Genomic DNA, 22,501 nt, shown 5'->3' on the forward strand with positions numbered 1-22,501 from the left:
GGATTTTTCACTTCTACTTTCGATATTGGCTGCCATACGGTTCTAGCTTGCTATTCGGTCGCGGAGTAATAATTCACTTAAATCCAATGCCTGTCACCGACACTCTGCTCACCAGAGAACTGACAATTCGCAGCCCTTGGGATCATCCCATTGACAGGCGAATAATAGGCTCAATCATAGTTTGAAACCGACCCTCAACTGAGGTAAACAAAACCCCCTGCTGCCTGAAACAAGAAAAAGGAAAAGAGGTCGCGATCGAGACTATTGTAGATTTTATTAATACAATTTTCTATGACTACGTTCTGCTTGTAGGATTACTTGGTGTAGGTCTTCTAATTACACTTAGACTTAAGTTCATACAGTTTCTTCACTTTAGTCACTTCTTTCACGTTCTTCTCAAATCCGGCTCATCAGATCGAAATGGTATTTCTCCGGTGCAATCGCTGTGCACCAGTTTGGCATCTCGCGTGGGCACAGGAAATCTGGCCGGAGTAGCCGTTGCGCTCACCCTGGGAGGACCAGGTGCTATTTTCTGGATGTGGATGGTTGCCATACTAGGAATGGCGACCGCCTACGCCGAGAGCACGTTGGCGCAGCTTTACAAAGTACAAGATAAAGAAGGGCAGTTCCGCGGAGGACCAGCCCAATACATTATAGCTGGGCTCAAAATGCCTGTATTAGCCCATGCCTTTGCAATTGCTCTTATATTTTGTTCAGGGCTCGTTTTCTCTGCTGTGCAATCCAACTCTATTGCATCCGCAATGGAGGACGCCTTCGCAATCCCCGAGCTAGTAACGGGCATTGCCGTAACCGTCTTCGCTGGCTTCATAATTTTTGGAGGTATCCGCAAGATAGCTCAGTTTGCAGTGATTGTTGTACCATTCATGGCTGCTGCATACGTGATTGTCACATTTGGTGTGGTCCTTCTCTATATCGAAGAGGTTCCATCGCTCTTACTGAGAATTATCAGCTCCGCCTTCGGGCTCGATCAGGCCGCTGGAGGGGTCACAGGTGGAATGCTGGCAGCAATGTCGAATGGAATTCGTCGCGGATTATATTCCAACGAAGCAGGCATGGGGACGGTACCAAACATCGCTGCATCCACCTCTCCGAGCCCACATCACCCCGCTACTCAAGGCTTTACACAAGCAATCGGGGTATTCATCGATACAATCGTTATCTGCACAGCCACGGCTTTGCTCATTCTGCTTTCTGGTGCGTATGAACCGGGCGGTGCCTTAACTGGCATAGCTTTAACACAAGCCGCTGCCAGCGAACATCTTGGCTCCGCTGGCTCCTATTTCATTGCCATAGCTATTTTGTTTTTTGCGTTCACGACGATCGTTGCAAACTTTTCTTATGCAGAAAATGTCGTCTTTTTTCTAAGCCATGGCCGAAGTTGGGCGTTACCCCTGCTTCGCATTGGAGCGCTCAGCATGGTCCTTTGGGGATCCTTACAATCCGTCACGACAGTCTTTAACAGCGCAGATGCTGCCATGGGTTTCATGGCAACAATCAATCTCTTTGCACTGACACTGCTTTTGCCAAAAGTGGTGGCCCTCACCAAAGACTATTTCAAATATATAAAGGCAGGACAGGAGCCCAAATTCGACATTTCGGAACATCCTGACTTGGCCGAAGGGGTCAACAGTTTAATCTGGACTGAGAAACACGATGCGCCGGACACCACCAATAAGAACGAATGAGGTCCATTTGCCTCCTCCGCAACAACCTCACTGAAAGCGAAGAACTCAGAACAGAACCTTCACTTGGTAGCATCGTAGATAAAGATATCCTCGATCTTCAAATCAAAGACGTGGGCGATCTTGAATGCCAGGGGTAGGCTCGGATCATAGCGTCCGCGCTCAAGTGCAATAACGGTTTGACGGGAGACATCAAGCTTCTGCGCAAACTGCTCCTGCGTCCACTTCTTCTCACCTCGCAAGGTCTTTATGTGGTTTTCCATCACACGCGCTTCCGGAAAATTGTAACAAGCACTGACCACCGAACCAGAAGAAACGCAGCAAATAGACTGTAATTGATCGGCCAGACCTGAGGCCAGTTAACCAGGATCATTAAACTCACGATGGCAACAAAGAGTGTCCAGGTACTGCCGAGCATCATCGCTTGGCGGTCTCGCTCATCCGATCGCCGGAAGAAACGAATGAACACCCAGCCAATCAGCAGCGCGGCAATTGATGGAAGAAGCGAAGCTCCCACCTGAAGAAATTGCGCTCCCAATGAATCAGCATAGACCGCCCGTAACGCACAGGCGGCAACGTAAAAGGCCGTCGCAAAAAATGTCTCAATCGTGAAACCAACTTCCTGTTTGATAAATCGATCAGACATTCTTCTCTCCTGCCCTGAGTGAGCAAACATCAAAATGTAAAGCTTAGCTTACATTCAGAACATATTATGTCAAGCGTGCTTTACAACTCAACTCAACTCAAAGAGAGCCATAGACCTCATGCCATCTAGCTCGCAAAACTAAGGAAGATCATCTCTTTGCCCTGATAGTCCAAGCTGTCCATCGTATAGGTATCATCGGTCAGCTCGGATACTGTCCTCTTCCAGAACTTCTGCGCAGCCACGTTGTCCGGGAGTACCCTCACCTGCCACCGGCCCGTATGCGCTTTCAGGCAGAGGTCAAAAGCCGCCCGTCCAACTCCCTGACGCATGAAAGATCCCAATACGAAGAACTGCCCCATATCAAGCAAATCGGTAGTGTCAGGGTAGTTTCTGACAAGCGCAAACCCAGCCAACTTACCGTTAGATATGATGAAGTACGGGTGGTGCTGAGACTTATTGAAGTAAGCTTCAACAATATCAGGATCGTAATCGAACGTCCCAGCCTCTGAAATGTCGAACCCTACGCTCTTCGACATTTCATAAAGATATAGCTGGAACAAATTCTCCAATATTGGCTTATCGCCTAATGTTATGCTTTGTAATTTTACAGACATCTGAAATCGACTTTATCAGTTTCAATTGCATCGACAGATAGCAATACCCCTTGGCTATCTCATAGACCCAAGTCTGCCAAGCAGCCGCGCAACCACATCTGCGAGCTGCTCAGGATAGATAATCTCTTCGCTCCTCTGAAGCTCATCAAAAGACCGCCAGCGATAACTCTTTTTGATCGTACTGGCTGAATACTCCATCAGCTCTCAAGGAACCTCAAAACAGGACGACGGCAGGAAGGAACCTAAAGCCCACTCAATTCCACCTAATGAGCAATCACAGAGCTACCCTGATCACCTGTAACTGTGAAAGACATACGCACAACTCGATGAGAATACATCATGCAAGGCTGTGATTGTCGATTATGACGGCAAACCCAACACAATCCGTCTTGCAACTCCAACCACCACCATTAGGCTCCACCACAAAATCAACGACCTTCCTAGGTAATGGGAGATCAGACGCCCCCTGGCCCGTCTTTGGCGTTTGAAAGTGGTTGCACGAGGGATCTTCCGCAACTTAGCAACAAAGTAAAATAGTGAAATAGCAAATGTTATTAAGTAGATAGCCAACACCATCGAGGCACCCTAATCAAAGCAAAGTTTAGCCACACAGCACACTTCAAAAATGGGTAAACCCGCCAGCCCCATGAAGCGTGTAGGCTTCGCCCTTCAAGCTCAGCGCAATCGCAGGCTCTGAGGCTTCCGGCGCAAGCAGCTCGCCGATCCGCGCGCAGGACAGACCGGCTGCCTGAAGTGCAGCTTCAAAAGCCGCCGTATTCTCCGGCAGCACCGCCGCAAGGATCTCGTAGTCATCCCCGCCCGTAATCGCTGTCTCAAAGAACGCAGTATCCTCAGCAATCATAGCAGAGGCCGCACCGGAAAACGGCACATCATCCAACTGCACCTGCGCCCGCACCTTGGAGGTGCCGCACATATGCCCCAGATCAGCAATCAAACCGTCGGAAATATCCATCGCCGCCACAGCATAATCGCGCAGCGCCTGAGCAGCTGCAACGCGCGGCTCTGGCAATAAATATCGTTTCAGCAGAAAATCACGTTCGTCAGCGGAAAGCCCGCACTTGTCAGCAAGCCCCTCATCAAGACGAAGCTTTAGGCCCAACGCCCCGTCGCCGATTGTGCCTGTCACATACAACTGCGCACCAGCAACAGCTTCATTTCGCCGAACCACCTGCCCTTTTCGCACCTGACCAAAGGCAGTGATGGAAAGCAGCGGTCCATGCGGGCACGAAATCGTATCACCGCCAAGAAGATCAATCTGAAACTGGTCCTGAACCAGCTTCAAACCACGACAAAACTCTGCCACCCACTCTTCGCTAATGTCTTTGGAAAGGCCAAGGCCCAGCAGATACCCCTTGGGTTCCGCGCCTTTTGCCGCCAGATCCGAAAGGTTCATACCCAATGCCTTTTGCGCCACGTCGAAAGGAGGGTCGTTTTCAAAAAAATGAACCCCTGCCACCAGCATGTCCTTGGTCACAACCAGGTCACATCCAGCGTCAGGGGCAAAAACAGCAGCATCATCTTGCAGATGCACAGCGCCCGCGTTGGTGGCGAGCGGCGCAAAATAGCGCTCAATAAGCGAGAACTCTCCAGGTCGGGAACTGGTAGGTTTCTCGCCCATGATCAGTCTTCAAATTCTGACTGACGCAGCTCACGAGCCAGTCGGTTCATGATACCGTTGACCAGACGCGCCTCATCGCCCTCATAGAAGGACTTCGCCACATCAATGTATTCATTAATGATCACGCGGGCCGGTACGTCTTTCTTGCGCAAGAATTCTGCGCAGCCAACACGAAGGATTGCCCGCAGTGTAGTGTCAATGCGCTTCAGCGGCCAGTCTTCAGAAAGCGCGGTATGAATACGCGGATCAATACGCAGCTGATCCTCAAATACTGCCTGAACCAGATCGCGGAACCACGCCGCATCCGCATCACGGTACTGCTCACCGTCGACTTCCTGTCCAAGGCGGTAAGCTTCGTATTCATTCAGCACATCATTGAGCCGCGCACCAGTTATTTCCATCTGGTACACGGCCTGAACCGCTGCCAATCGAGCAACCCCGCGTTTGTTAGCGGGCCTCATTTCGGCATTCTTCTTGTTATTTTCAGTTGTCATTATAAACCTTACACACCGAACCGGTCGCGCACGTCAATCATGGCAAGACAAGCTTCAGCAGCACCGCCGCCCTTGTTCTTTTTAGAGACGCTAGCGCGTGCCCATGCCTGTTCATCATTTTCAACTGTCTGAATGCCGTTACCAACTGCAACGTTTGCATCCACAGAAAGATCCATGATCGCACGAGCCGACTCGTTTGAAACGATGTCGTAATGGGATGTTTCACCGCGAATTACAACACCGAGCAGTACAAAACCATCATAATCTGCATCGCCATTTTCCATCGCTGTTAATGCCATGGAAAGCGCAGCAGGAATCTCCAAGACGCCAGGAACAGCCAACCGCGAGATTTTCGCTCCTTCACGTTCCAGCACATCCGCAGCACCTTCATAAAGGGCATCTGCCAGATCTTCGTAAAAACGTGCTTCAATAACAAGAATGTGCGGAACAGCGCTCATTTTAATTCTCCTAATGCCAACCACTTCTTTTCGCTAAACCAATCAGCAAAGAAGGGTCATGGCCACGGGCGCACAAAGCACCCACGTATGTGCCGCTCAGGAACCACGCCCCAAGCAAAATGTCCAGTTATTTCCGGTGGATTTTCTGGCTATAAGGCTATTTTGCAATTTCTGCAAGGCTTGGAAACTCGGCAAGACGTGCAACGTACCGCGCCATCATATCCACTTCCAGATTCACCTCATCCCCCTGCGCCCTGTCAGACCACGTAGTGACCTCCAGAGTGTGCGGAATAAGGAAGACAGTGAAGGTGTTTCCTTCAGCTTCATTCACCGTCAAAGAGGTACCATCCAGCGCAACAGAACCCTTTTTCGGGATGAACCGTGCAAACTCGGGCGCACACTCAAACTTCAGGTAAACGCTTTCAGGGTGATCGGTGCGCTCAACAATGGTCGCCTTCCCATCCACATGACCCAGAACAAGGTGACCGCCCAGCTCCGCGCCCATGGCGAGGGAACGCTCCAGATTGACACGCTGCCCGACTTTCCAGTTTGCAACAGTGGTCAAAGCCAGCGTTTCAGCAGCTGAGTCAACACTGAACCAGTTCTGCCCGCCATCGCGGCCCTTGGCAACAACTGTATGGCAGACGCCGGAACAGGCGATGGATGCGCCAATTTCAATCCCGTCAGGATCGTAGACAGTTCCGATTTTTGCCCGCTGACCTGCAGCAATCTGCTCCAGCTCAAGGATAGTTCCAACGTCACTAACGATGCCCGTAAACACCTAGAACCTCTCTTTTGGCGTATACCGCCACAACAGATCTTCGCCCACATGGCGCAGCATCTGCCTGTTATAACCGTCTTGCAAACTCTCCAGCCCATCTGGCCCAAAGGGCAAAATGCCGTCAGAACCAACAGTTGTGACGCCCTGGAAAATCATGAGTTCATCCACCAGACGCTGCTCAAGCAGGGCGTGCGCAAACTCCGCACCACCCTCAACCATAATCTGGGAGAGACCATGCATGTAAAGCGCATCCAGCGCCTTATCAAGGCATACCTTTCCATTTCGAAGGCAGTCCGTGACGATAACAGTCACCCCTTCACGCTCCAGCGCGCTGACACGGCCATCCGGCGCACGCTCACCAATCACCACCCACAAGGAGTTGCTTTCGGCATTTTTCACAAGCTTGGAGGTAAGCGGAATGCGCGCCTTGCTGTCAAACACCACCGGCTGCGGAGAATAATCCGTCATCCCCGGTAAGCGGCAGGAAAGCTCAGGGTCGTCTGCTATAACTGTGCCGATACCAACTGCAATCGCATCCACCTGAGCCCGCATGGCATGGACCAGCTTGCGCGACAATGGGCTGGAAATCGCCACCTGCCCCGCTCCACGCTTGCCGATATAGCCATCATTGGAAACAGCCATCTTGAGCTGAACAAAAGGACGTTCGTTGAGAATGCGGCTGATATGACCGCGCACAGCTTGCCGGCATTCCTTTTCAAGAACACCGATAATCACCTCAACACCGCCTTCTTCAAGGATTTTCTTGCCCCGCCCCGCAACCGACGGGTTCGGATCGGCCGTGCCATAAACAACCCGGCTTACGCCAGCCGCCACCAGCGCACGGGCACACGGGCCGGTGCGCCCGTAATGCGCGCATGGCTCTAGGGTCACATAAGCGGTCGCACCCTTGGCATGCGTACCCGCCTCGTTGATGGCCAGCACTTCTGCGTGGGAGCCGCCTGGAGGCAGAGTTGCCCCCTGCCCCACAATCACGGGCCCATCGCCAAAGTCTCTTGTCAGGATTGCGCCAACCGGAGGATTAGGCCACGTCCGCCCCTTGGCGCGCAGCCCATAGCTGAGCGCAGCCGCCATGAAGCGCTCGTGCTCAAGCCGTTCTTTTGCATTTATTGCTTTACGACCAGACAAAGCCGTCTCCCTGCCAGCACCAAAGCGCATACCCCAAATCAACCAACCCGAGTTTAGAGGCAATACGCAACACAACACTGAATAAGCCAGAGCTTAGGAGCGTGGCGGCATCATCAGCGGATCCACATCCGCATCGGAAAGCTCGTCCAGCAGAGCCTCAAAATCTTTGGCTTCGCGGAAATTCTTATAAACGGAAGCGAACCGTACATAAGCCACATCGTCAAGGGTTTTCAGGCCCTCCATAACCAAATGGCCTATATCCTGCGCCACAACATCGCTCTCGCCGGAACTTTCGAGCTGGCGCACAAGCCCGCTCACCATACGCTCTATACGTTCTGGCTCAACCGGACGCTTGCGTGTTGCGATCAAAACAGAGTGCATCAGCTTTTCACGATCGAACGGCACCCGGCGCCCATTGCGCTTGATAACCGTCAGCTCGCGCAACTGAACGCGCTCAAAGGTAGTAAAACGACCACCACAAGTCTGGCAGACTCTGCGCCGACGGATAGCTGTATTATCCTCGGTTGGGCGTGAATCCTTCACCTGGGTGTCATCACCCCCGCAATACGGACAACGCATCTCGCCTGCCTCCTTAAGTAAGAACTGAAGAACCGCCGAAAGGATATCCGGCGGTTCTTCTCATTTAAATCAGTTTTTGTAGATTGGGAACCGGGCAGTTAGCGCCAGTACCTTCTCTTTGACCTGTGCTTCCACAGCTTCGTTGCCCTCAACGGAGTTTGACTTGCGCAGACCTTCCAGAACCTCGGTGATCAACTTGCCGATTTCACGGAACTCTTCCTTGCCAAACCCGCGGGACGTACCAGCAGGCGTACCAAGGCGAATACCGGAGGTGATGGTTGGCTTCTGAGGATCAAGCGGCACACCATTCTTGTTACAGGTGATGTTCGCACGGCCCAGAGAAATCTCCGCATCCTTACCGGTCAGGTTCTTCGGACGCAGATCAACCAGCATCAGGTGCGTGTCAGTTCCGCTGGAAACGATATCCAGACCACCGTCAACAAGGGTCTGTGCCAGAACCTGTGCGTTCTCGACAACGTCTTTCGCGTAGGTCTTGAATTCTGGACGCAGCGCTTCACCGAAGGCAACAGCCTTACCAGCAATCACATGCATCAAAGGACCACCCTGCAGACCAGGGAAGATCGCGGAATTGATCTTCTTGGCAATGTCAGCATCGTTGGTCACAACCAGACCACCACGAGGACCGCGAAGGGTCTTGTGGGTTGTGGAAGTAGCAACATGAGCATGCGGGAACGGGCTTGGGTGCTGACCACCGGCAACCAGACCTGCAAAGTGCGCCATGTCGACCCACAGGTAAGCGCCAACTTCATCAGCAATTGCGCGGAACGCTGCAAAATCGATCTCGCGGGAATAAGCAGAACCGCCAGCGATGATGATCTTAGGCTGATGCTCTTTCGCAAGCTCGCGTACTTCGTCCATGTTGATGCGGCCAGTGTCGGTGTTCAGGCCGTACTGAACAGCGTTGAACCACTTACCGGACATGTTCGGGCGCGCACCATGAGTCAGGTGACCACCTGCATCAAGGCTCATGCCGAGCAGAGTGTCGCCTGGTTTGGCGAGGGCGAGAAGAACGGACTGGTTGGCCTGAGAACCGGAGTTTGGCTGCACGTTTGCAAACTCACAACCGAACAGTTCTTTCGCACGGTCGATTGCAAGACGCTCAACGATATCAACGTATTCACAACCACCATAGTAACGACGGCCCGGATAGCCTTCAGCATACTTGTTGGTCAGAACAGAGCCCTGCGCCTCAAGCACAGCGCGAGACACGATATTTTCTGAAGCGATAAGCTCAATCTCGTTCTGCTGACGAGAAAGCTCCTTATTGATTGCCTCAAGAAGCTCTGGGTCACCAGAAGCCAGGCTACCTGTAAAGAACTCGGGGTAAAGCGGCGTCGTAATTGGGCTATCCGATACGGACATCTGTGGACCTCATCACAAGGTTGGAGCAACACACTGGCGAAACGTTCCCAAAATCGTTCCGCGTTTCCATCCCGATATGTTGTAGCTTCGGGTGCCTAGCCCATTAACATATAGGGGGTAATGAACCAAGCGTTGTTCACTTGATTTGCGCAACACTATTATTGAGATCACCCAGATTTTTCTGTTTTACGCACCTTTAGGCTGCAATTTGCGCTCTAACTTTCGCAGCGCCAATTGCCTCAGATGCGATTCGGTTGCATTTCGCGGCCCCACCACAAACACTTCAACCCCGCTTTGAGCACATATCGCAGACATGCGAACGGAGTTCCCGATCACCCGCGCTTCAAAATAGACCTGCCCCAGCTTCGACATGCCGTTCCCCCACCTCGCCTCTCACAGATTCGGTATTTGCGTAGGTCTGTTTAGCAGGTCCCGAAACAGCGATGCAGGAGCACTGCCACGACATCCCCAAAAGAAAAGGGCCGCTCCAGCCTCTGCCGTAAACGACCCTCAAACCAAATCTCAGAGGAAGCCTTATTGAGCAGACGCCTGCGCCATCGGATCAACGCTGGCGGAATAAAGGCCATCCTTATTGTAGATGTCATCACGGAAGTGCACCATGCCATCGCTCAGCGCCCACGCAGTCACATAGGACATGAAAAGCGGGACCCGGCTCTTCATCTTCACATCAAGACGCTCACCGGAATTGATCGTCGAATCCACACGGCTGCGCGTCCAGTCAGGCGTTGTCGAACCAAGCAGCCACGTCACCAGCTCACGCACGTTCTGCACGCGCACACAGCCGGAAGAATGGAAACGATAGCCTTCGCCAAACAGCGACTGTTCCGGTGTGTCATGCAGGTAAACCTGATGGGTATTGTTGAAGTTGATGCGGATGCTTCCCATAGAGTTGCCTTCACCCGGCTCCTGGGTAAAGCGATACTTCGTCGCCTCATCCGTGTTCCAGTCAATCTCCTGCCACTGCTTTTCCTTGCCGTACCAGTCAAAGATATGGATGTTATTGTCTGTCAGATACTCCGGGTTCTTCTGCATCTTCGGAATCAGATCCTTCCGGATAATGCTGACAGGAACCGTCCAGTACGGGTTGAAGTTCACCTCATAGATCGCAGAACTCAGGATCGGCGTTTGCCGGTCTTCCTTGCCAACCACCGCGGTGTGACGGGAGCGAACCCGGCCATTCTCGACAACTTCAATTCGGGCCGCCGGAATATTCACATTCACGTAAGTGTCAGTATCACCCACGCTCTCGGCCAAAGCGGAAACTCGTTCCAGATTGGTGCGCAGCTGCTCCAACCGCACTTCGACCGGCACGTTCATGGCAATCACAGTAGATCGGCCCACAACACCGTCCGGCGTCAGACCATGACGCAGCTGGAAACGGCGCACAGCAGAGTCAACGTAACTGTCAAAAACTTCGGATACCCCAGCCTGCTGCGCCATATCACCCGAAGCAATCAGGCGCTGGCGCAAGGAGATCACTGCAGGAGCACGCATGCCAATGCGCAAGATCTTCTTTGTAGAGACCTCTGGCCACCCACCGTTGAGCGCAATCCGCTCGTAGTCAAGCGTCGCATCAATCATGTACTGTGTCGTTTGCCGCGAGATGATCGGAGCCACAAAGTCGATCTGCTCCAGCGAAGACACACCCTCATCAAAAGTATCTGCCCACTCAAGGCCCTGCGCCACCACAGGCTGTGTCGTGGCAACCGGAGCTGGCTGACTGATCGCTTGCTGAATATTTCCGCTATAAGGAAGCAGTGCTGGAACCTTCACTTGCGCCTGTGCAGCCATCACGCCGGCAGACATGACACCGGCAGAAAGACCTGTGCTTAATACCAAAGCCAGAGCCAATTTGCTGCGGTTTAAAAGAGGTGCCAACACGAATAAATTCTCCTAGCAATCGGTCAGTAAGTTAGATTCCATGCAATCTTGGTAAACAGAGACTTAACACGGCAAATCTAAATGGCATTATCTAGCGAAAGTCGCAAGACTTCCGCGAAATCTCGGGGGGTAACATCTGTTGGTGAATGTAAGAAAATGATCAGCTCCCTGAACAAATCAGAGTTGACAATTTCTATATTTCAAACGTCAGCAGCGATTTTCAGCCCGAAAATTACGAGGGTTTCTTCCCCACTCAATGTGACCGTTTAATGGCTATTTGCCCTGAGTGGGAAAAAGCTGACAGGCCTGCAAATGTTCGCCCGCACCTAGTGCAGGAAAGCAACAAATTGCCCAACTTACGCACAGTCCACCTGACAAATCCCCAGACCAAGAAACGCAGCTACCGGCATAGGCTGACACTCCATCACCAGAAAAATCTGGACAAATAAAAACACCGCTCCGGCACAGCGAAGCGGTGTTTTTGAAGGATTTAGATCGCCTGGGAATTAAAGGCGATAGAGGATTTGGTCTGTCCAGAAACGTTCCAGACGACGCAGGGACCGGTTCAGCTCTTCAAAATTCTCGGTTGAAAGCTCACCAACCTGCTCTACAGAAAGGATATGACGGCTGTACAGATCATCAACAATCTGAGCGATTTCGCGCCCTTTTTCCGTCAGGCTCACGCGTACGGAACGGCGGTCCATCTGGGAACGCTCATGGTTGATGTACCCGGTTTCAACAAGCTTCTTCAGATTGTAAGAAACGTTGGAACCAAGATAGTAACCGCGTGTGCGAAGTTCGCCCGCAGTTAGCTCCGCATCGCCGATATTGAAGAGAAGCAGTGCCTGAACACTGTTCACATCAGAACGACCCATGCGGTCAAACTCATCTTTAATGACGTCAAGAAGGCGACGATGCAAACGCTCGATGAGCGTCAATGCTTCTAGATATGCAGGCTTCAAACCTACTGTTTCTTCTTCTTGCGCCAAGACCTCAACAGCCCTGTTTGGATTGATCATCTGGTTGCGCCTCATGTCCATATTTTTTCGTGCGTTCGTATTTTTATCAGCACTTGAAGCAAATTTACGCGACCGCTTCTAAGAACCGCTTAAGAGACACGATGAATTATTTCTTAATTACTAGCAAGCGTGTAGACCTTTCTTTAACGATCTATTTACCCTAAGTTGCGAAGCAAGTGGATGATACCGGAAAAGTCGCTGTTTTCCCCGCCATTCCCACAGTACTCCTCATAGAGCCGCGCCGCTCTTTCACCCATCGGTGTTTTCGCTCCGCTGGAACCTGCCGCCTCTTCTGCCAGCAACAAATCTTTCAGCATCATAGGCGCTGCAAAGCCAGGTTTATAGCCATTATTGGCAGGCGATGTCGGAACAGGTCCCGGAATTGGACAGTAGGAGGTCAACGACCAACACTGACCGGAGGACTTCGACGAGACGTCAAAAAGCTTCTGCGGGTCCAGACCCAGCTTTTCAGCCAGAACAAACGCCTCGCATGTGCCGATCATCGAAATACCAAGCAACATATTATTACAAATCTTCGCCGCCTGCCCAGCGCCGGCGTCACCGGCATGTACAAGCGACGCACCCATGATCTCCAGCAGCGGCTTTGCCCGTTCAAAGGCAACCTCGGGCCCACCAATCATAAACGTCAGCGTGCCGTTTGCTGCACCGACAATACCACCTGAAACCGGGGCATCGACCATGTCCATGCCAGCCTCGCTTGCTGCCTTGGCAACATCGCGGCTGCTGTCCACATCAATAGTCGAGCTATCAATAAACAGCGTTCCTTTTGCCGCATGGGCAAGAATCCCATCCTCTCCCAAATAAACGGAGCGAACATGTTTTCCTGCCGGCAGCATGGTCACAACAGCCTGAACGTCGCGAACTGCCTCGGCAGCAGAGGCAGCAACCTGCCCGCCAACAGCCTGAAACGCAGCACACGCCTCTTCAGAAAGATCAGTACCGACGACTTCATGTCCGGCTTTGACAAGATTTGCGGCCATCGGACCGCCCATATTGCCAAGGCCAATAAAAGCAACGCGAAGAACTTCCTCTCCCATTGCACCCTCCCAAGAATCGCCGTCCGTCCTGATCATGAGCATTTTGAACTTGCCTGAAGCTGATCACTTCAGGTCCGCTCTGGTCAATTTGACGTATACGGCAGTTTGCAAACAGATAAATCTTTAGAAGCTGTAGACCAGACCAATTCTTAGCCGATCACGCCAGCTCCTCCCGCTCCGCAAGGTAAAGCAGAACAAGATAAAGAGCGATTGCACTGATGTAGAATACAACTTCGGCAGGACTACGACCGAAGACCACAGGAAACACAGAATACATCACCACTTGTGCCAGCGAGCGAAACAGCCACATAACCGTTCCCCAACTGGAAAGCAGCCACAGGCCAATGGCTGTCACTAAATCGAGAATCGCAAAAAAAATGATGGAAGACTGGACCTGAACTCCGATGTCTTCAAACGAGGCACCGTCAATAAAGCGCACACCGAGAATCGCTCCCCAGTAGCTCAGGCCCGCAATTAACATGAAGATGGCTAACATCCTGACATATGCATTCAGCAAAAACTGAAAGGAGGGCACCCTCTTCATCAGCTCTACAAAAACGCCAGGCATACTTTGAGCTCCACCTTACACATCGACTACAATAAATCGGAGGCTAGCCCCTTGCCCCTCTAAAAGACAAGGTCGCCGCCCTTCGGTGGCATGAAATGTGCCTCAACATCAACTGTTTTTATTTCTTCAAGGCTCGAATGCTGCCATTTGGGGGCATGATCCTTATCGATAATCACAGCCCGCACCCCTTCATAAAAATCTTTTCCCAGCAAAATCTGCGAGACGATCCGGTGCTCCATGACCATACACTCCTTCATGGAAAGCCCCTCACCGCGCCGTACTTGCTGAAAAGCCACCTCCATGCTCAGCGGTGAACGTTTGGAAATCGTCTCCAACGCGGCAGCAGCAAAATCATTGTGCTCCGTGCCAAGCAGCTTACGCAGACGGTCCACCACCTGCAGCGTGCTGTCGGCGCCAAAACACGCCTCCACAACCTCTGCCTTAGCGTGAAGTGGCGCAGGCCCCGGATCAATCGCATAGCGCGCCAGCACAGGCTCCGCATCCTGCGCATCGCAAAGCGCCTCTTCCAACGCGGCCATATCCTCTGAACGCACGGCATGGGTCAGGATACCGGACCAGTAACAATCCGCCTGCCGCAACCGCTCACCGGTCATGGCGCAATACATACCCGTGTGGTTAGGCATCTTGGGCAGGAAGTGGCTTCCGCCAACATCAGGGAAGAAACCAATGGCAGTCTCAGGCATAGCGAACATGATTTTTTCACTGCCAACGCGATAAGCACCATGTACCGAGATACCCACGCCGCCGCCCATCACGATGCCATCAATCAGCGCGATCAGCGGTTTAGGATAGCTCTCCATATAGGTGTTGAGACGATATTCATCTGCAAAGAACGGCAGGCTCTCATCAATCTTCTCAGGACCATTTTCGGCAACCTGACGAATATCCCCGCCCGCGCAGAAAGCTTTTTCGCTGTTACTCTTGATGATCACATGATGAATCTTGTCTTCAATCAGCCAGCGCTCCAGCTGCCGGTGCATGGCAACCACAATCTCATGGGTCAGAGCGTTCAGCGCCTTGGGGCGGTTGAGAATGATCAGACCTGCATGGCCTTTCTCTTCAAAAAGAACATCAGTTATCTCGGACAAAGCTTCCCCCGCATATTCCTGCTGCACAGAGTGTCTATTCATTTTGTCGCTATCCTCTTGCAACTCAGGCTTTCATCATCTCACGCGCGATGATAACGCGCATAATTTCGTTGGTACCTTCCAGAATCTGGTGCACCCGCAGGTCGCGCAAATGCCGCTCCAGAGGATAATCCTTCAGATATCCGTAACCACCATGGATCTGCAGTGCATCATTGACCACCTTAAAGCCGGTATCCGTCGCCAGTCGCTTGGCCATCGCCGCCATCTTGGTCGCCTGAGGATCTTTCCTGTCCAGCAGGAAAGCCGCCTTATGCAGCAGCAATCGCGCCGCCTCCAGCTCCGTCGCCATATCCGCAACCTTGAACTGCAACGCCTGGAACTGGGCCAGAGAACGACCAAACTGCTTGCGCTCGTCCATATACTGTAAGGCCCGGTCCAGGCAGAACTGCGCTCCGCCAAGGGAACACGCCCCAATATTCAACCGGCCACCATCAAGCCCGACCATGGCAAACGAGAACCCCTGCCCCTCTAGCCCGACAAGATTTTCAACGGGAACCCTGCAATCCTCAAAGATCACCTGCGCCGTCGGCTGACTGCACCACCCCAGCTTGTGCTCGTTGGCACCAAACGAAAGCCCGGGCGCATCCTTCTCCACTACAATGCAGGAGATCCCCTTCGGCCCGTCCTCACCTGTACGCACCATACAAACATAAACGTCGGAAACCCCGCCTCCGGAGATAAAGGACTTGGACCCATTGATCACATAATAGTCCCCATCGCGCACAGCCCGCGTCCGCAGTGACGCCGCATCAGACCCAGCCCCCGGCTCTGTCAGGCAATAACTGGCCACCTTCTCCATGCTGCAAAGATCAGGAAGGAATTTCTGCCGCAGCTCATCAGAGCCAAACCGGTCCAGCATCCCCGCCGCCATATTATGGATAGACAGAAACGCCGCCGTAGAAACACACCCCTTGGAAAGCTCTTCAAAGATCAGCGCCCCATCAAGTCGCCCCAGCTGAGACCCGCCCACATCCTCGCGCACATAAAGCCCGCCCAGACCAAGCCCAGCCGCCTTGCGCAGCACATCGAGAGGAAAATGAGAATTCGCATCCCACTCCGCCGCAAATGGCGCCATCTCCTCCTGCGCAAAATCGGCAGCCATATCGACAAAGGCACGCTGATCTTCGTTCAACTCAAATTCCATGAAATCGGTCCTCCTGACAGGCAGCCTCCCATAACCGCCAGCCCCGTATTTGATGTATTTGCGTCAATCGGTAGACCTGTACCAAATCTGCGTCAATTCTCGGAAAGGCCAAGATAAGACCAATTACGCACTTAAAACCGCTCTGGTACACAACAACGTTCAAAAAACGCCTATAACGCAAACCAACGCATTAAAACGCGCAAAACCGCCCAAGGTTCCCGTACAGCGAGTGATTCTCCGCTTATTCCCGTTGCATTTCAAATCAGTTGAGGGGATAACATCCTCGTCCACGACTATATTGCACGGAAAGCGAAATCCTTTCGGCGTTTCCAAGGAAGCTTTGGAACACGAAATGAATTTGAGTTTTATCAAGCAAACGCGCCGTGCTATCTGACAGAAAATACCCTAGTAGTTCTGAGTAAGCTCGCGCGCTCAAAATTACACAGGCCGAACAAACAGTCATTCAGGTGAGTTACCATGCCGTTTGCCAAAGACACGCATTCTTCCATAGACATGAACCAGATCTTGAACGGCCGCCGAATGCGTCGCAATCGCTCCAGCGACTGGTCACGGCGTTTGATCCGCGAGAACACAGTCACCGTTGATGACCTGATCTGGCCAATCTTCCTGATTGATGGCGAAAACAAAACCGAGCCAGTCTCTTCCATGCCAGGTGTCGAACGCTACTCTGTCGACTTGGCAGTACGCGCCGCAGAGCAAGCCGCAGAACTGGGCATTCCAGTCATTGCACTATTTCCGAACACCGATCCGGATCTGCGCGATGAAATGGGCACCGAAGCACTCAACGACAACAACCTGACCTGCCGTGCACTACAAGCCATCAAAGCGGAAGGTTTCCCCGTTGGCCTGATGACTGACGTCGCCCTCGATCCATATACCTCTCACGGCCACGATGGTCTGATGGCAGGTGACGTGATCATCAACGACGAAACAGTTGAACAGCTCTGCCGTCAGGCAATCATTCAGGCAGAAGCTGGCGCCGACATCATCGCCCCATCTGACATGATGGATGGTCGCATCGGCGCAATCCGTTATGCACTGGACAATCAGGGCTTTGAAAACCTTCAGCTCATGGCTTACTCCGCAAAGTACGCTTCCGCGTTCTATGGTCCGTTCCGCGAAGCTGTTGGCTCCAACTCCAATCTAAAGGGCGACAAGCGCACTTATCAAATGGACCCGGCCAACACTGACGAAGCCCTCAAAGAAGCAGAGCTCGATATCGCAGAGGGTGCAGACATGATCATGGTCAAGCCGGGAATGCCGTATCTCGATATTATCCGCCGCATCAAAGATACCTTCCTTGCACCAACCTACGCCTATCAGGTCTCCGGTGAGTACGCGATGATCTGCGCCGCAGCGCAAAACGGTTGGATCGATAAGGACAAAGCCATGCTGGAAAGCCTTATGGCCTTTAAACGCGCAGGCGCAGATGGTGTCTTAACTTACTTTGCACCAGAACTTGCGAAAAAGCTAAGCGGCAAATAAAGCCCAGACAACAAGACACCCGCGAGAGCAAAAACATGTCAAAGGCGGCCTCACCTCTTCTCACCCTTTCAGATATTGAAGAGGCAGCAAAAAACATCAAGGGCGCGGTGCTTGCAACACCGCTCCTGCCAGCCGTTCAATTGGATGCCATCACTGGAGCCCATGTCTTCGTAAAATACGAAAACATGCAGGTCACCAACGCATTCAAAGAACGCGGCGCCCTGAACAAACTGCTTCATCTGTCGGCAGAAGAAAAAAAACGCGGCGTGATTGCCATGTCCGCTGGCAACCATGCACAAGCCGTGGCCCTTCACGCACAACGCCTTGGCATCCCTGCCCTCATCGTCATGCCCAACGGAACACCCTATGTAAAGATCGAAGCGACCAAGGCCTTTGGCGCGAAGGTTGTTCTTGCGGGTGAAACCGTTGACGATGCGAAGAAGGAAGCCGACCGTCTCTCTGAAGAGCACGGCTATATCTGGGTGCATCCCTATGACGACTTGGAGGTCATTGCAGGTCAAGGCACCATCGCCCTTGAAATGCTTGAAGCTCAACCGGATCTGGACACGCTTGTTGTCCCAATCGGTGGCGGCGGTATGATCTCCGGCATCGCAGTCGCAGCCAAAGCGATTAAGCCGAACATCGAGATCATCGGCGTTGAAAGCGAACTCTACCCATCCATGTATGCCGCTCTCAACAATCAACCAATGAAGTGCGGCGGCAACTCTCTGGCAGAAGGCATTGCAGTCAAAATGCCGGGCGTCAACACGCAAGCACTGGCGAAACAGTACGTCGACGACATCCTATTGGTCAGTGAAACGCAGATTGAGGAGGCCATCAACATCTTCCTCACGCGCTTGAAAACAGTAGCTGAAGGTGCCGGTGCTGCTGGCCTTGCTGCCATGTGCGCCCATCCTGAGCGTTTTAAAGGCAAGAAAGTTGGAGTTGTCCTCTGCGGCGGCAACATTAATCCCCGCTTGCTCGCCTCAATCGCCCTGCGCCAGTTGGTACGCCTTGGCAATATCATCCATATCCGCTGCAACATCCCGGACCGTCCGGGCATCCTTGGCGAGATCTCAACAACAATCGGCCAACTGGGTGGCAACATTTTAGAAGTGTCGCACCACCGCCTCTTCCTTGACGTCTCCGTAAAAGGTGCAACGCTGGATGTAGCCATTGAGACCCGCGACAACCAGCACGCCAAGGAAATTATCGCAGCGCTGGAAGCAGGCGATATCCACGTCACACTGCTGTCATCCGGCGAGATGCGATTCTAGGAATATCCCCGCCAGCAAATTCCGATTAAGGTCATCTCCTGCGCCCAATACCGCCCCGGCGCAGGGACTTGCGTCATGAGAGACGAAAAATTATCCTCTCATTGTCGGATTCTACAAAATTTGTTTGCTACTCCCGCTTGAAACCTAAAAAACGCACACCCAATTCTACAAAGAGACGCTGGGGAAGGCCCGGCACACACCAACCGAGCCGAGGCAAAAATGAGCCATGAAGTGAGCACGCACCTGAACACTTATTACGACCCCTACCTTAATCCGCAGCTATTTGATGGCGTGCGGATGAAACGTATCTTTGCGTGCGTCATTGATATTATCGCGATCACCATTCTTTCCGGCATCGCCTACTTTGTCGTCGGCTTTCTGGGCATCCTGACCCTTGGCCTTGCATGGCTGTTATTCCCTGCAATCTGGCCACTTGTTGCCCTGGCTTACACAGCATTTTCGCTGGGTGGCTTTAACTCTGCAACCCCGGGAATGCGGGCTTTTGGGCTGGAAATGCGCCTCAACAACGGCAACCGCCCCTACCCGCTATATGCAGCAATTCACGTCGTGCTTTTTTATTTTTCAGTAACAGTGCTCAGTCCTTTTGTCCTCCTAGTCTCATTGTTTAGTGACCAAAAGAGACTCCTCCATGATATCGTCCTTGGTGCCGTTATTATGAATTCCCCGGTGGATAGTCTGCATCGATAAGCAGCCAATGATGCAACGTGCAGTGACGAACCTGCCGAGACCCTCTAATAACGTGTAGGAGATTAGCACGAGCGGGGACGCGCATGGAGCACCTGAACATACCGATGATCCTGACCTTTGCGATTATCGGATTCACGATTGTCCTTTATGCGGTCGAACGCGTCGCCATTGAAATCGTAGCATTGGGCTCAATCGTCGCCCTGATGCTGCTTTTCATGGTTTTCCCTCAAACATTGAATGGACTGCCCGTCAGGCCGGAGGACTTTCTCTCCGGCTTCTCCAATCAGGCCTTGATCACAGTGATCTGCCTGTTGATTGTCGGGCAGGGTCTGTTCCAGACAGACGCATTGGACAAGCCTGCTCAGGCAATCCTGCGCATGTCAAAACAGCGCCGCTGGCTGGCAACCGGTCCTTTGCTTATCACCGTCGGCATCGTCAGTGCATTTTTGAACAACACGCCGGTTGTGGTGATCGCACTTCCAATTCTGACCACCGTCGCCGCCGCGCATAACACCTCTTCCTCCCGTTTTCTTATGCCCCTCTCGTTCATTACGATTCTGGGTGGCATGACAACGATGATCGGGTCCTCCACCAACCTGCTCGTAACCAACGTCGCCAACGCAACCGGCGAAGTTCAGATCAATTTCTTCACCTTCACCGGCTTTGGCGCCATTCTGGCAGCCGTCGGCTCCATCTATGTTCTGTTCATCCTGCCACGCATCTTGCGGCCCCGCCAAACAATGGCCGAAGAGTTCACCGGTAAGGACGGACGGCAATTTATCGCACAGATTCCAATCGTTTACGGCCACCCACTGGTGGGAGAAAGAGCCATCGCAGGCATGTTCCCCGCCATGAAGGAAATGACCGTCCGCCTGATCCAGCGCGGCGAACGCCCGCTCCTGCCTCCCTTTGAGGATATCCAGCTGCAGCCGGGCGACACCGTAATCGTAGCCGCCACCCGCGAAACCCTCACCCGCGCCATCAGCCAACGCCACCCCCTCCTCCCAGCCGACGCCAACGAAAGCCCGACCAGCGACGCAGATCATGCCTCTCCATCCGGCGCGCTCACTCTGGCCGAAGCAGTAGTTGCCCCCGGTTCGCGCCTGATTGGCCGCACGCTCTCCATGACCAGTTTCCACGCCGACACCGGCTGTGTGGTCACCGGACTGCAGCGCCGCAGCCGTATGCCACGCATGCCAATGACCGATATCCGTATGGAATCCGGGGATGTTTTGCTGATTGCCGGAAATCGCGATGAAATCAATCGCCTGCGCGGAAACCGGGATGTCCTCCTCATGGACTGGTCTGCAACCGAGCTGCCACAAAGAAGATATGCCCGCCGCGCACTTGCCATTTTTGTCGTAATGATCGCTCTGGCAATCTCTGGCATCGTGCCGATCATGATCGCATCTCTGGGCGCGACACTGGCAATGATCGTATTCGGCTGCCTCAACATCCGCCAGACCCTGCGCACAATCGACAGCCGCATCTTCATGTTGATCGGCGCCTCCATAGCCGCCTCGCGCGCGCTGGAGGCCACAGGCGGTGACGACGCGATTGCGCTCGCACTCCTCAACCTTGCCGACGGGCGCTCCCCGGCATTTGTCCTCTCGCTCCTCTTTGCTGTTGTCGCGATTTTAACCAACTTACTCAGCAACAACGCAACAGCGGTGCTCTTCACACCCATTGCAATTGAGATGGCCCACAGGACCGGCGTCCCCGTTGAGCCCTTCATCATCTGCCTGATTTTTGCGGCAAACTGCTCTTTTGCAACGCCAATCGGTTATCAGACAAACCTCATAGTTATGGGTCCGGGGCACTACCGCTTCTCAGATTTTCTTCTGGCAGGCACGCCTCTTGCCATAATCATATGGTTGACCTTCTCATTCGCAGCTCCTTACTATTATAATCTGTAGGGAGAAATGAGGATAAACAACGAAGAGGGACGCGCTAGGTGACACGGCAAGCCTATGATAACCCGCAGTTTTATCTAACTGCACCCACGGATTGCCCCTACCTGCCGGATCGTAAAGAACGTAAAGTCTTCACGCATCTCGTCGGACCGAACGCACCTGCGCTCAATGATGTCCTCACACAAGGCGGCTTCCGCCGCTCGCAAAACATTGCCTACCGTCCTGCCTGCGAAGACTGCCGCGCCTGCGTATCAATCCGCGTCTGCGCACAAGAGTTCCAATGGACGAAGTCTTTAAAGCGTGTATGGAAAGACAATCAGGATCTGATCGGCACGGAGCTGCCTCCTGGTCCATCTACTGAGCAATATGACCTGTTTCATGACTACCTGAATGCCCGCCACACCAACGGCGGCATGACGGAGATGTCCCCCACCGACTACTCCATGATGGTCGAGGATACCCACGTCGACACAGCCATCATCGAATACCGCCGTAGAGGTCCATACTCCTTCATTTCCGGCGAAGGCGAAGGACCGTTGATTGGCGTGGCTCTTACTGACAGGCTTTGCGATGGCCTATCCATGGTCTATTCCTTCTTCGACCATAACGAGACTGACCGAAGCCTAGGCACCTTCATGATCCTCGACCACATAACCCGCGCCCAACACCTCGGCCTACCCTATGTCTATCTGGGATACTGGGTTCAGGGCTCGCCCAAGATGGCCTACAAAGAACGTTTCAAGCCACAGGAACACCTTGCAGCACAAGGCTGGGAACGGCAGGACTAACCTGTA

Annotated in this window: 23 protein-coding genes; 6 read left to right on the forward strand and 17 right to left on the reverse strand. The window is 52.9% G+C overall.

The window, feature by feature from the left end:
* Window positions 1-254 precede the first annotated feature (254 nt).
* A complete protein-coding gene (locus tag IE076_RS13980; RefSeq protein ID WP_189437466.1) occupies window positions 255-1,706 on the forward strand; it encodes an alanine/glycine:cation symporter family protein in 1,452 nt (483 codons plus the stop codon).
* A 59-nt stretch (window positions 1,707-1,765) separates the two neighbouring features.
* Here IE076_RS13980 and IE076_RS13985 read toward each other — a convergent pair whose 3' ends face one another.
* The 17 genes from IE076_RS13985 to IE076_RS14060 all read right to left on the reverse strand — a co-directional run bounded on the left by IE076_RS13985 (window position 1,766) and on the right by IE076_RS14060 (window position 16,303).
* Window positions 1,766-1,966 (reverse strand): helix-turn-helix transcriptional regulator, encoded by a 201-nt coding sequence (locus IE076_RS13985; protein ID WP_189437375.1) that lies wholly within the window; start codon window positions 1,964-1,966, stop codon window positions 1,766-1,768.
* On the reverse strand, window positions 1,966-2,349 hold the full coding sequence (locus IE076_RS13990; RefSeq protein WP_189437376.1) for a hypothetical protein: 384 nt from the start codon (window positions 2,347-2,349) through the stop codon (window positions 1,966-1,968). Before IE076_RS13990 ends, IE076_RS13985 begins: the two co-directional genes overlap by 1 nt.
* Window positions 2,350-2,474: 125 nt before the next feature.
* Entirely contained in the window at window positions 2,475-2,885 is a 411-nt protein-coding gene (locus IE076_RS13995) for a GNAT family N-acetyltransferase (protein WP_209009105.1), read from the reverse strand.
* Window positions 2,886-3,582: 697 nt separating this feature from the next.
* Window positions 3,583-4,602: a thiamine-phosphate kinase gene (gene thiL / locus IE076_RS14000; RefSeq protein ID WP_189437378.1), complete on the reverse strand. Its 1,020-nt coding sequence runs from the start codon at window positions 4,600-4,602 to the stop codon at window positions 3,583-3,585.
* 2 nt (window positions 4,603-4,604) lie between these two features.
* The gene (nusB, locus tag IE076_RS14005; RefSeq protein WP_189437379.1) at window positions 4,605-5,096 is read right to left on the reverse strand and encodes a transcription antitermination factor NusB; all 492 of its coding nucleotides are present in this window, start codon (window positions 5,094-5,096) and stop codon (window positions 4,605-4,607) included.
* Window positions 5,097-5,104: 8 nt separating this feature from the next.
* Window positions 5,105-5,554: a 6,7-dimethyl-8-ribityllumazine synthase gene (ribH, locus tag IE076_RS14010; RefSeq protein WP_189437380.1), complete on the reverse strand. Its 450-nt coding sequence runs from the start codon at window positions 5,552-5,554 to the stop codon at window positions 5,105-5,107.
* Between the two features lie 157 nt (window positions 5,555-5,711).
* Window positions 5,712-6,335 (reverse strand): riboflavin synthase, encoded by a 624-nt coding sequence (locus IE076_RS14015; RefSeq protein WP_189437381.1) that lies wholly within the window; start codon window positions 6,333-6,335, stop codon window positions 5,712-5,714.
* The gene (ribD, locus tag IE076_RS14020) at window positions 6,336-7,481 is read right to left on the reverse strand and encodes a bifunctional diaminohydroxyphosphoribosylaminopyrimidine deaminase/5-amino-6-(5-phosphoribosylamino)uracil reductase RibD (RefSeq protein WP_189437382.1); all 1,146 of its coding nucleotides are present in this window, start codon (window positions 7,479-7,481) and stop codon (window positions 6,336-6,338) included.
* A 93-nt stretch (window positions 7,482-7,574) separates the two neighbouring features.
* Window positions 7,575-8,060 carry a transcriptional regulator NrdR gene (nrdR, locus tag IE076_RS14025; RefSeq protein WP_189437383.1) on the reverse strand — a complete coding sequence of 162 codons (486 nt, stop codon included), beginning with the start codon at window positions 8,058-8,060 and terminating at the stop codon, window positions 7,575-7,577.
* 69 nt (window positions 8,061-8,129) lie between these two features.
* Entirely contained in the window at window positions 8,130-9,443 is a 1,314-nt protein-coding gene (gene glyA / locus IE076_RS14030; protein WP_189437384.1) for a serine hydroxymethyltransferase, read from the reverse strand.
* A 186-nt stretch (window positions 9,444-9,629) separates the two neighbouring features.
* Entirely contained in the window at window positions 9,630-9,815 is a 186-nt protein-coding gene (locus tag IE076_RS23090) for a DUF6898 family protein (protein ID WP_371871505.1), read from the reverse strand.
* A 162-nt stretch (window positions 9,816-9,977) separates the two neighbouring features.
* The gene (locus IE076_RS14035; protein WP_189437385.1) at window positions 9,978-11,345 is read right to left on the reverse strand and encodes a L,D-transpeptidase family protein; all 1,368 of its coding nucleotides are present in this window, start codon (window positions 11,343-11,345) and stop codon (window positions 9,978-9,980) included.
* A gap of 506 nt (window positions 11,346-11,851) precedes the next feature.
* Window positions 11,852-12,364, reverse strand: coding sequence for a transcriptional regulator LdtR (gene ldtR, locus IE076_RS14040; RefSeq protein ID WP_189437386.1), 513 nt, complete (start codon window positions 12,362-12,364; stop codon window positions 11,852-11,854).
* 155 nt (window positions 12,365-12,519) lie between these two features.
* Entirely contained in the window at window positions 12,520-13,422 is a 903-nt protein-coding gene (mmsB, locus tag IE076_RS14045; RefSeq protein ID WP_189437387.1) for a 3-hydroxyisobutyrate dehydrogenase, read from the reverse strand.
* A 157-nt stretch (window positions 13,423-13,579) separates the two neighbouring features.
* A complete protein-coding gene (locus IE076_RS14050; protein ID WP_189437388.1) occupies window positions 13,580-13,990 on the reverse strand; it encodes a DUF6163 family protein in 411 nt (136 codons plus the stop codon).
* Window positions 13,991-14,049: 59 nt separating this feature from the next.
* Window positions 14,050-15,141 (reverse strand): enoyl-CoA hydratase/isomerase family protein, encoded by a 1,092-nt coding sequence (locus IE076_RS14055; protein ID WP_209009106.1) that lies wholly within the window; start codon window positions 15,139-15,141, stop codon window positions 14,050-14,052.
* A 22-nt stretch (window positions 15,142-15,163) separates the two neighbouring features.
* Window positions 15,164-16,303 (reverse strand): isobutyryl-CoA dehydrogenase, encoded by a 1,140-nt coding sequence (locus tag IE076_RS14060; RefSeq protein WP_189437389.1) that lies wholly within the window; start codon window positions 16,301-16,303, stop codon window positions 15,164-15,166.
* 477 nt (window positions 16,304-16,780) lie between these two features.
* Between IE076_RS14060 and hemB the strand changes: the two genes are divergently transcribed.
* The 5 genes from hemB (at window position 16,781) to IE076_RS14085 (ending at window position 22,495) form a co-directional block, all read left to right on the forward strand.
* On the forward strand, window positions 16,781-17,809 hold the full coding sequence (gene hemB, locus IE076_RS14065) for a porphobilinogen synthase (protein WP_189437390.1): 1,029 nt from the start codon (window positions 16,781-16,783) through the stop codon (window positions 17,807-17,809).
* Between the two features lie 35 nt (window positions 17,810-17,844).
* Window positions 17,845-19,086 carry a threonine ammonia-lyase gene (locus tag IE076_RS14070; protein WP_189437391.1) on the forward strand — a complete coding sequence of 414 codons (1,242 nt, stop codon included), beginning with the start codon at window positions 17,845-17,847 and terminating at the stop codon, window positions 19,084-19,086.
* 219 nt (window positions 19,087-19,305) lie between these two features.
* On the forward strand, window positions 19,306-19,794 hold the full coding sequence (locus IE076_RS14075; protein ID WP_189437392.1) for an RDD family protein: 489 nt from the start codon (window positions 19,306-19,308) through the stop codon (window positions 19,792-19,794).
* 83 nt (window positions 19,795-19,877) lie between these two features.
* Window positions 19,878-21,710, forward strand: coding sequence for an SLC13 family permease (locus IE076_RS14080; protein WP_189437393.1), 1,833 nt, complete (start codon window positions 19,878-19,880; stop codon window positions 21,708-21,710).
* A gap of 38 nt (window positions 21,711-21,748) precedes the next feature.
* Window positions 21,749-22,495, forward strand: a complete 747-nt coding sequence (locus tag IE076_RS14085; protein ID WP_189437394.1) for an arginyltransferase — start codon at window positions 21,749-21,751, stop codon at window positions 22,493-22,495.
* Window positions 22,496-22,501 lie beyond the last annotated feature (6 nt).

The sequence above is a fragment of the Pseudovibrio japonicus genome (genome assembly GCF_014651595.1).
GTDB lineage: Bacteria > Pseudomonadota > Alphaproteobacteria > Rhizobiales > Stappiaceae > Pseudovibrio > Pseudovibrio japonicus.

Coding starts and splice junctions, on each gene's coding strand:
- ribH (WP_189437380.1), bottom strand. CDS start 5,554: ATGAGCGCTGTTCCGCACATTCTTGTTATTGAAGCACGTTTTTACGAA.
- IE076_RS14055 (WP_209009106.1), bottom strand. CDS start 15,141: ATGAATAGACACTCTGTGCAGCAGGAATATGCGGGGGAAGCTTTGTCC.
- IE076_RS14070 (WP_189437391.1), top strand. CDS start 17,845: ATGTCAAAGGCGGCCTCACCTCTTCTCACCCTTTCAGATATTGAAGAG.
- ldtR (WP_189437386.1), bottom strand. CDS start 12,364: ATGATCAATCCAAACAGGGCTGTTGAGGTCTTGGCGCAAGAAGAAGAA.
- IE076_RS14060 (WP_189437389.1), bottom strand. CDS start 16,303: ATGGAATTTGAGTTGAACGAAGATCAGCGTGCCTTTGTCGATATGGCT.
- glyA (WP_189437384.1), bottom strand. CDS start 9,443: ATGTCCGTATCGGATAGCCCAATTACGACGCCGCTTTACCCCGAGTTC.
- IE076_RS14075 (WP_189437392.1), top strand. CDS start 19,306: ATGAGCCATGAAGTGAGCACGCACCTGAACACTTATTACGACCCCTAC.
- nrdR (WP_189437383.1), bottom strand. CDS start 8,060: ATGCGTTGTCCGTATTGCGGGGGTGATGACACCCAGGTGAAGGATTCA.
- nusB (WP_189437379.1), bottom strand. CDS start 5,096: ATGACAACTGAAAATAACAAGAAGAATGCCGAAATGAGGCCCGCTAAC.
- mmsB (WP_189437387.1), bottom strand. CDS start 13,422: ATGGGAGAGGAAGTTCTTCGCGTTGCTTTTATTGGCCTTGGCAATATG.
- thiL (WP_189437378.1), bottom strand. CDS start 4,602: ATGGGCGAGAAACCTACCAGTTCCCGACCTGGAGAGTTCTCGCTTATT.
- hemB (WP_189437390.1), top strand. CDS start 16,781: ATGCCGTTTGCCAAAGACACGCATTCTTCCATAGACATGAACCAGATC.
- IE076_RS14050 (WP_189437388.1), bottom strand. CDS start 13,990: ATGCCTGGCGTTTTTGTAGAGCTGATGAAGAGGGTGCCCTCCTTTCAG.
- IE076_RS23090 (WP_371871505.1), bottom strand. CDS start 9,815: ATGTCGAAGCTGGGGCAGGTCTATTTTGAAGCGCGGGTGATCGGGAAC.
- IE076_RS13995 (WP_209009105.1), bottom strand. CDS start 2,885: ATGTCGAAGAGCGTAGGGTTCGACATTTCAGAGGCTGGGACGTTCGAT.
- IE076_RS14080 (WP_189437393.1), top strand. CDS start 19,878: ATGGAGCACCTGAACATACCGATGATCCTGACCTTTGCGATTATCGGA.
- IE076_RS13990 (WP_189437376.1), bottom strand. CDS start 2,349: ATGTCTGATCGATTTATCAAACAGGAAGTTGGTTTCACGATTGAGACA.
- IE076_RS13985 (WP_189437375.1), bottom strand. CDS start 1,966: ATGGAAAACCACATAAAGACCTTGCGAGGTGAGAAGAAGTGGACGCAG.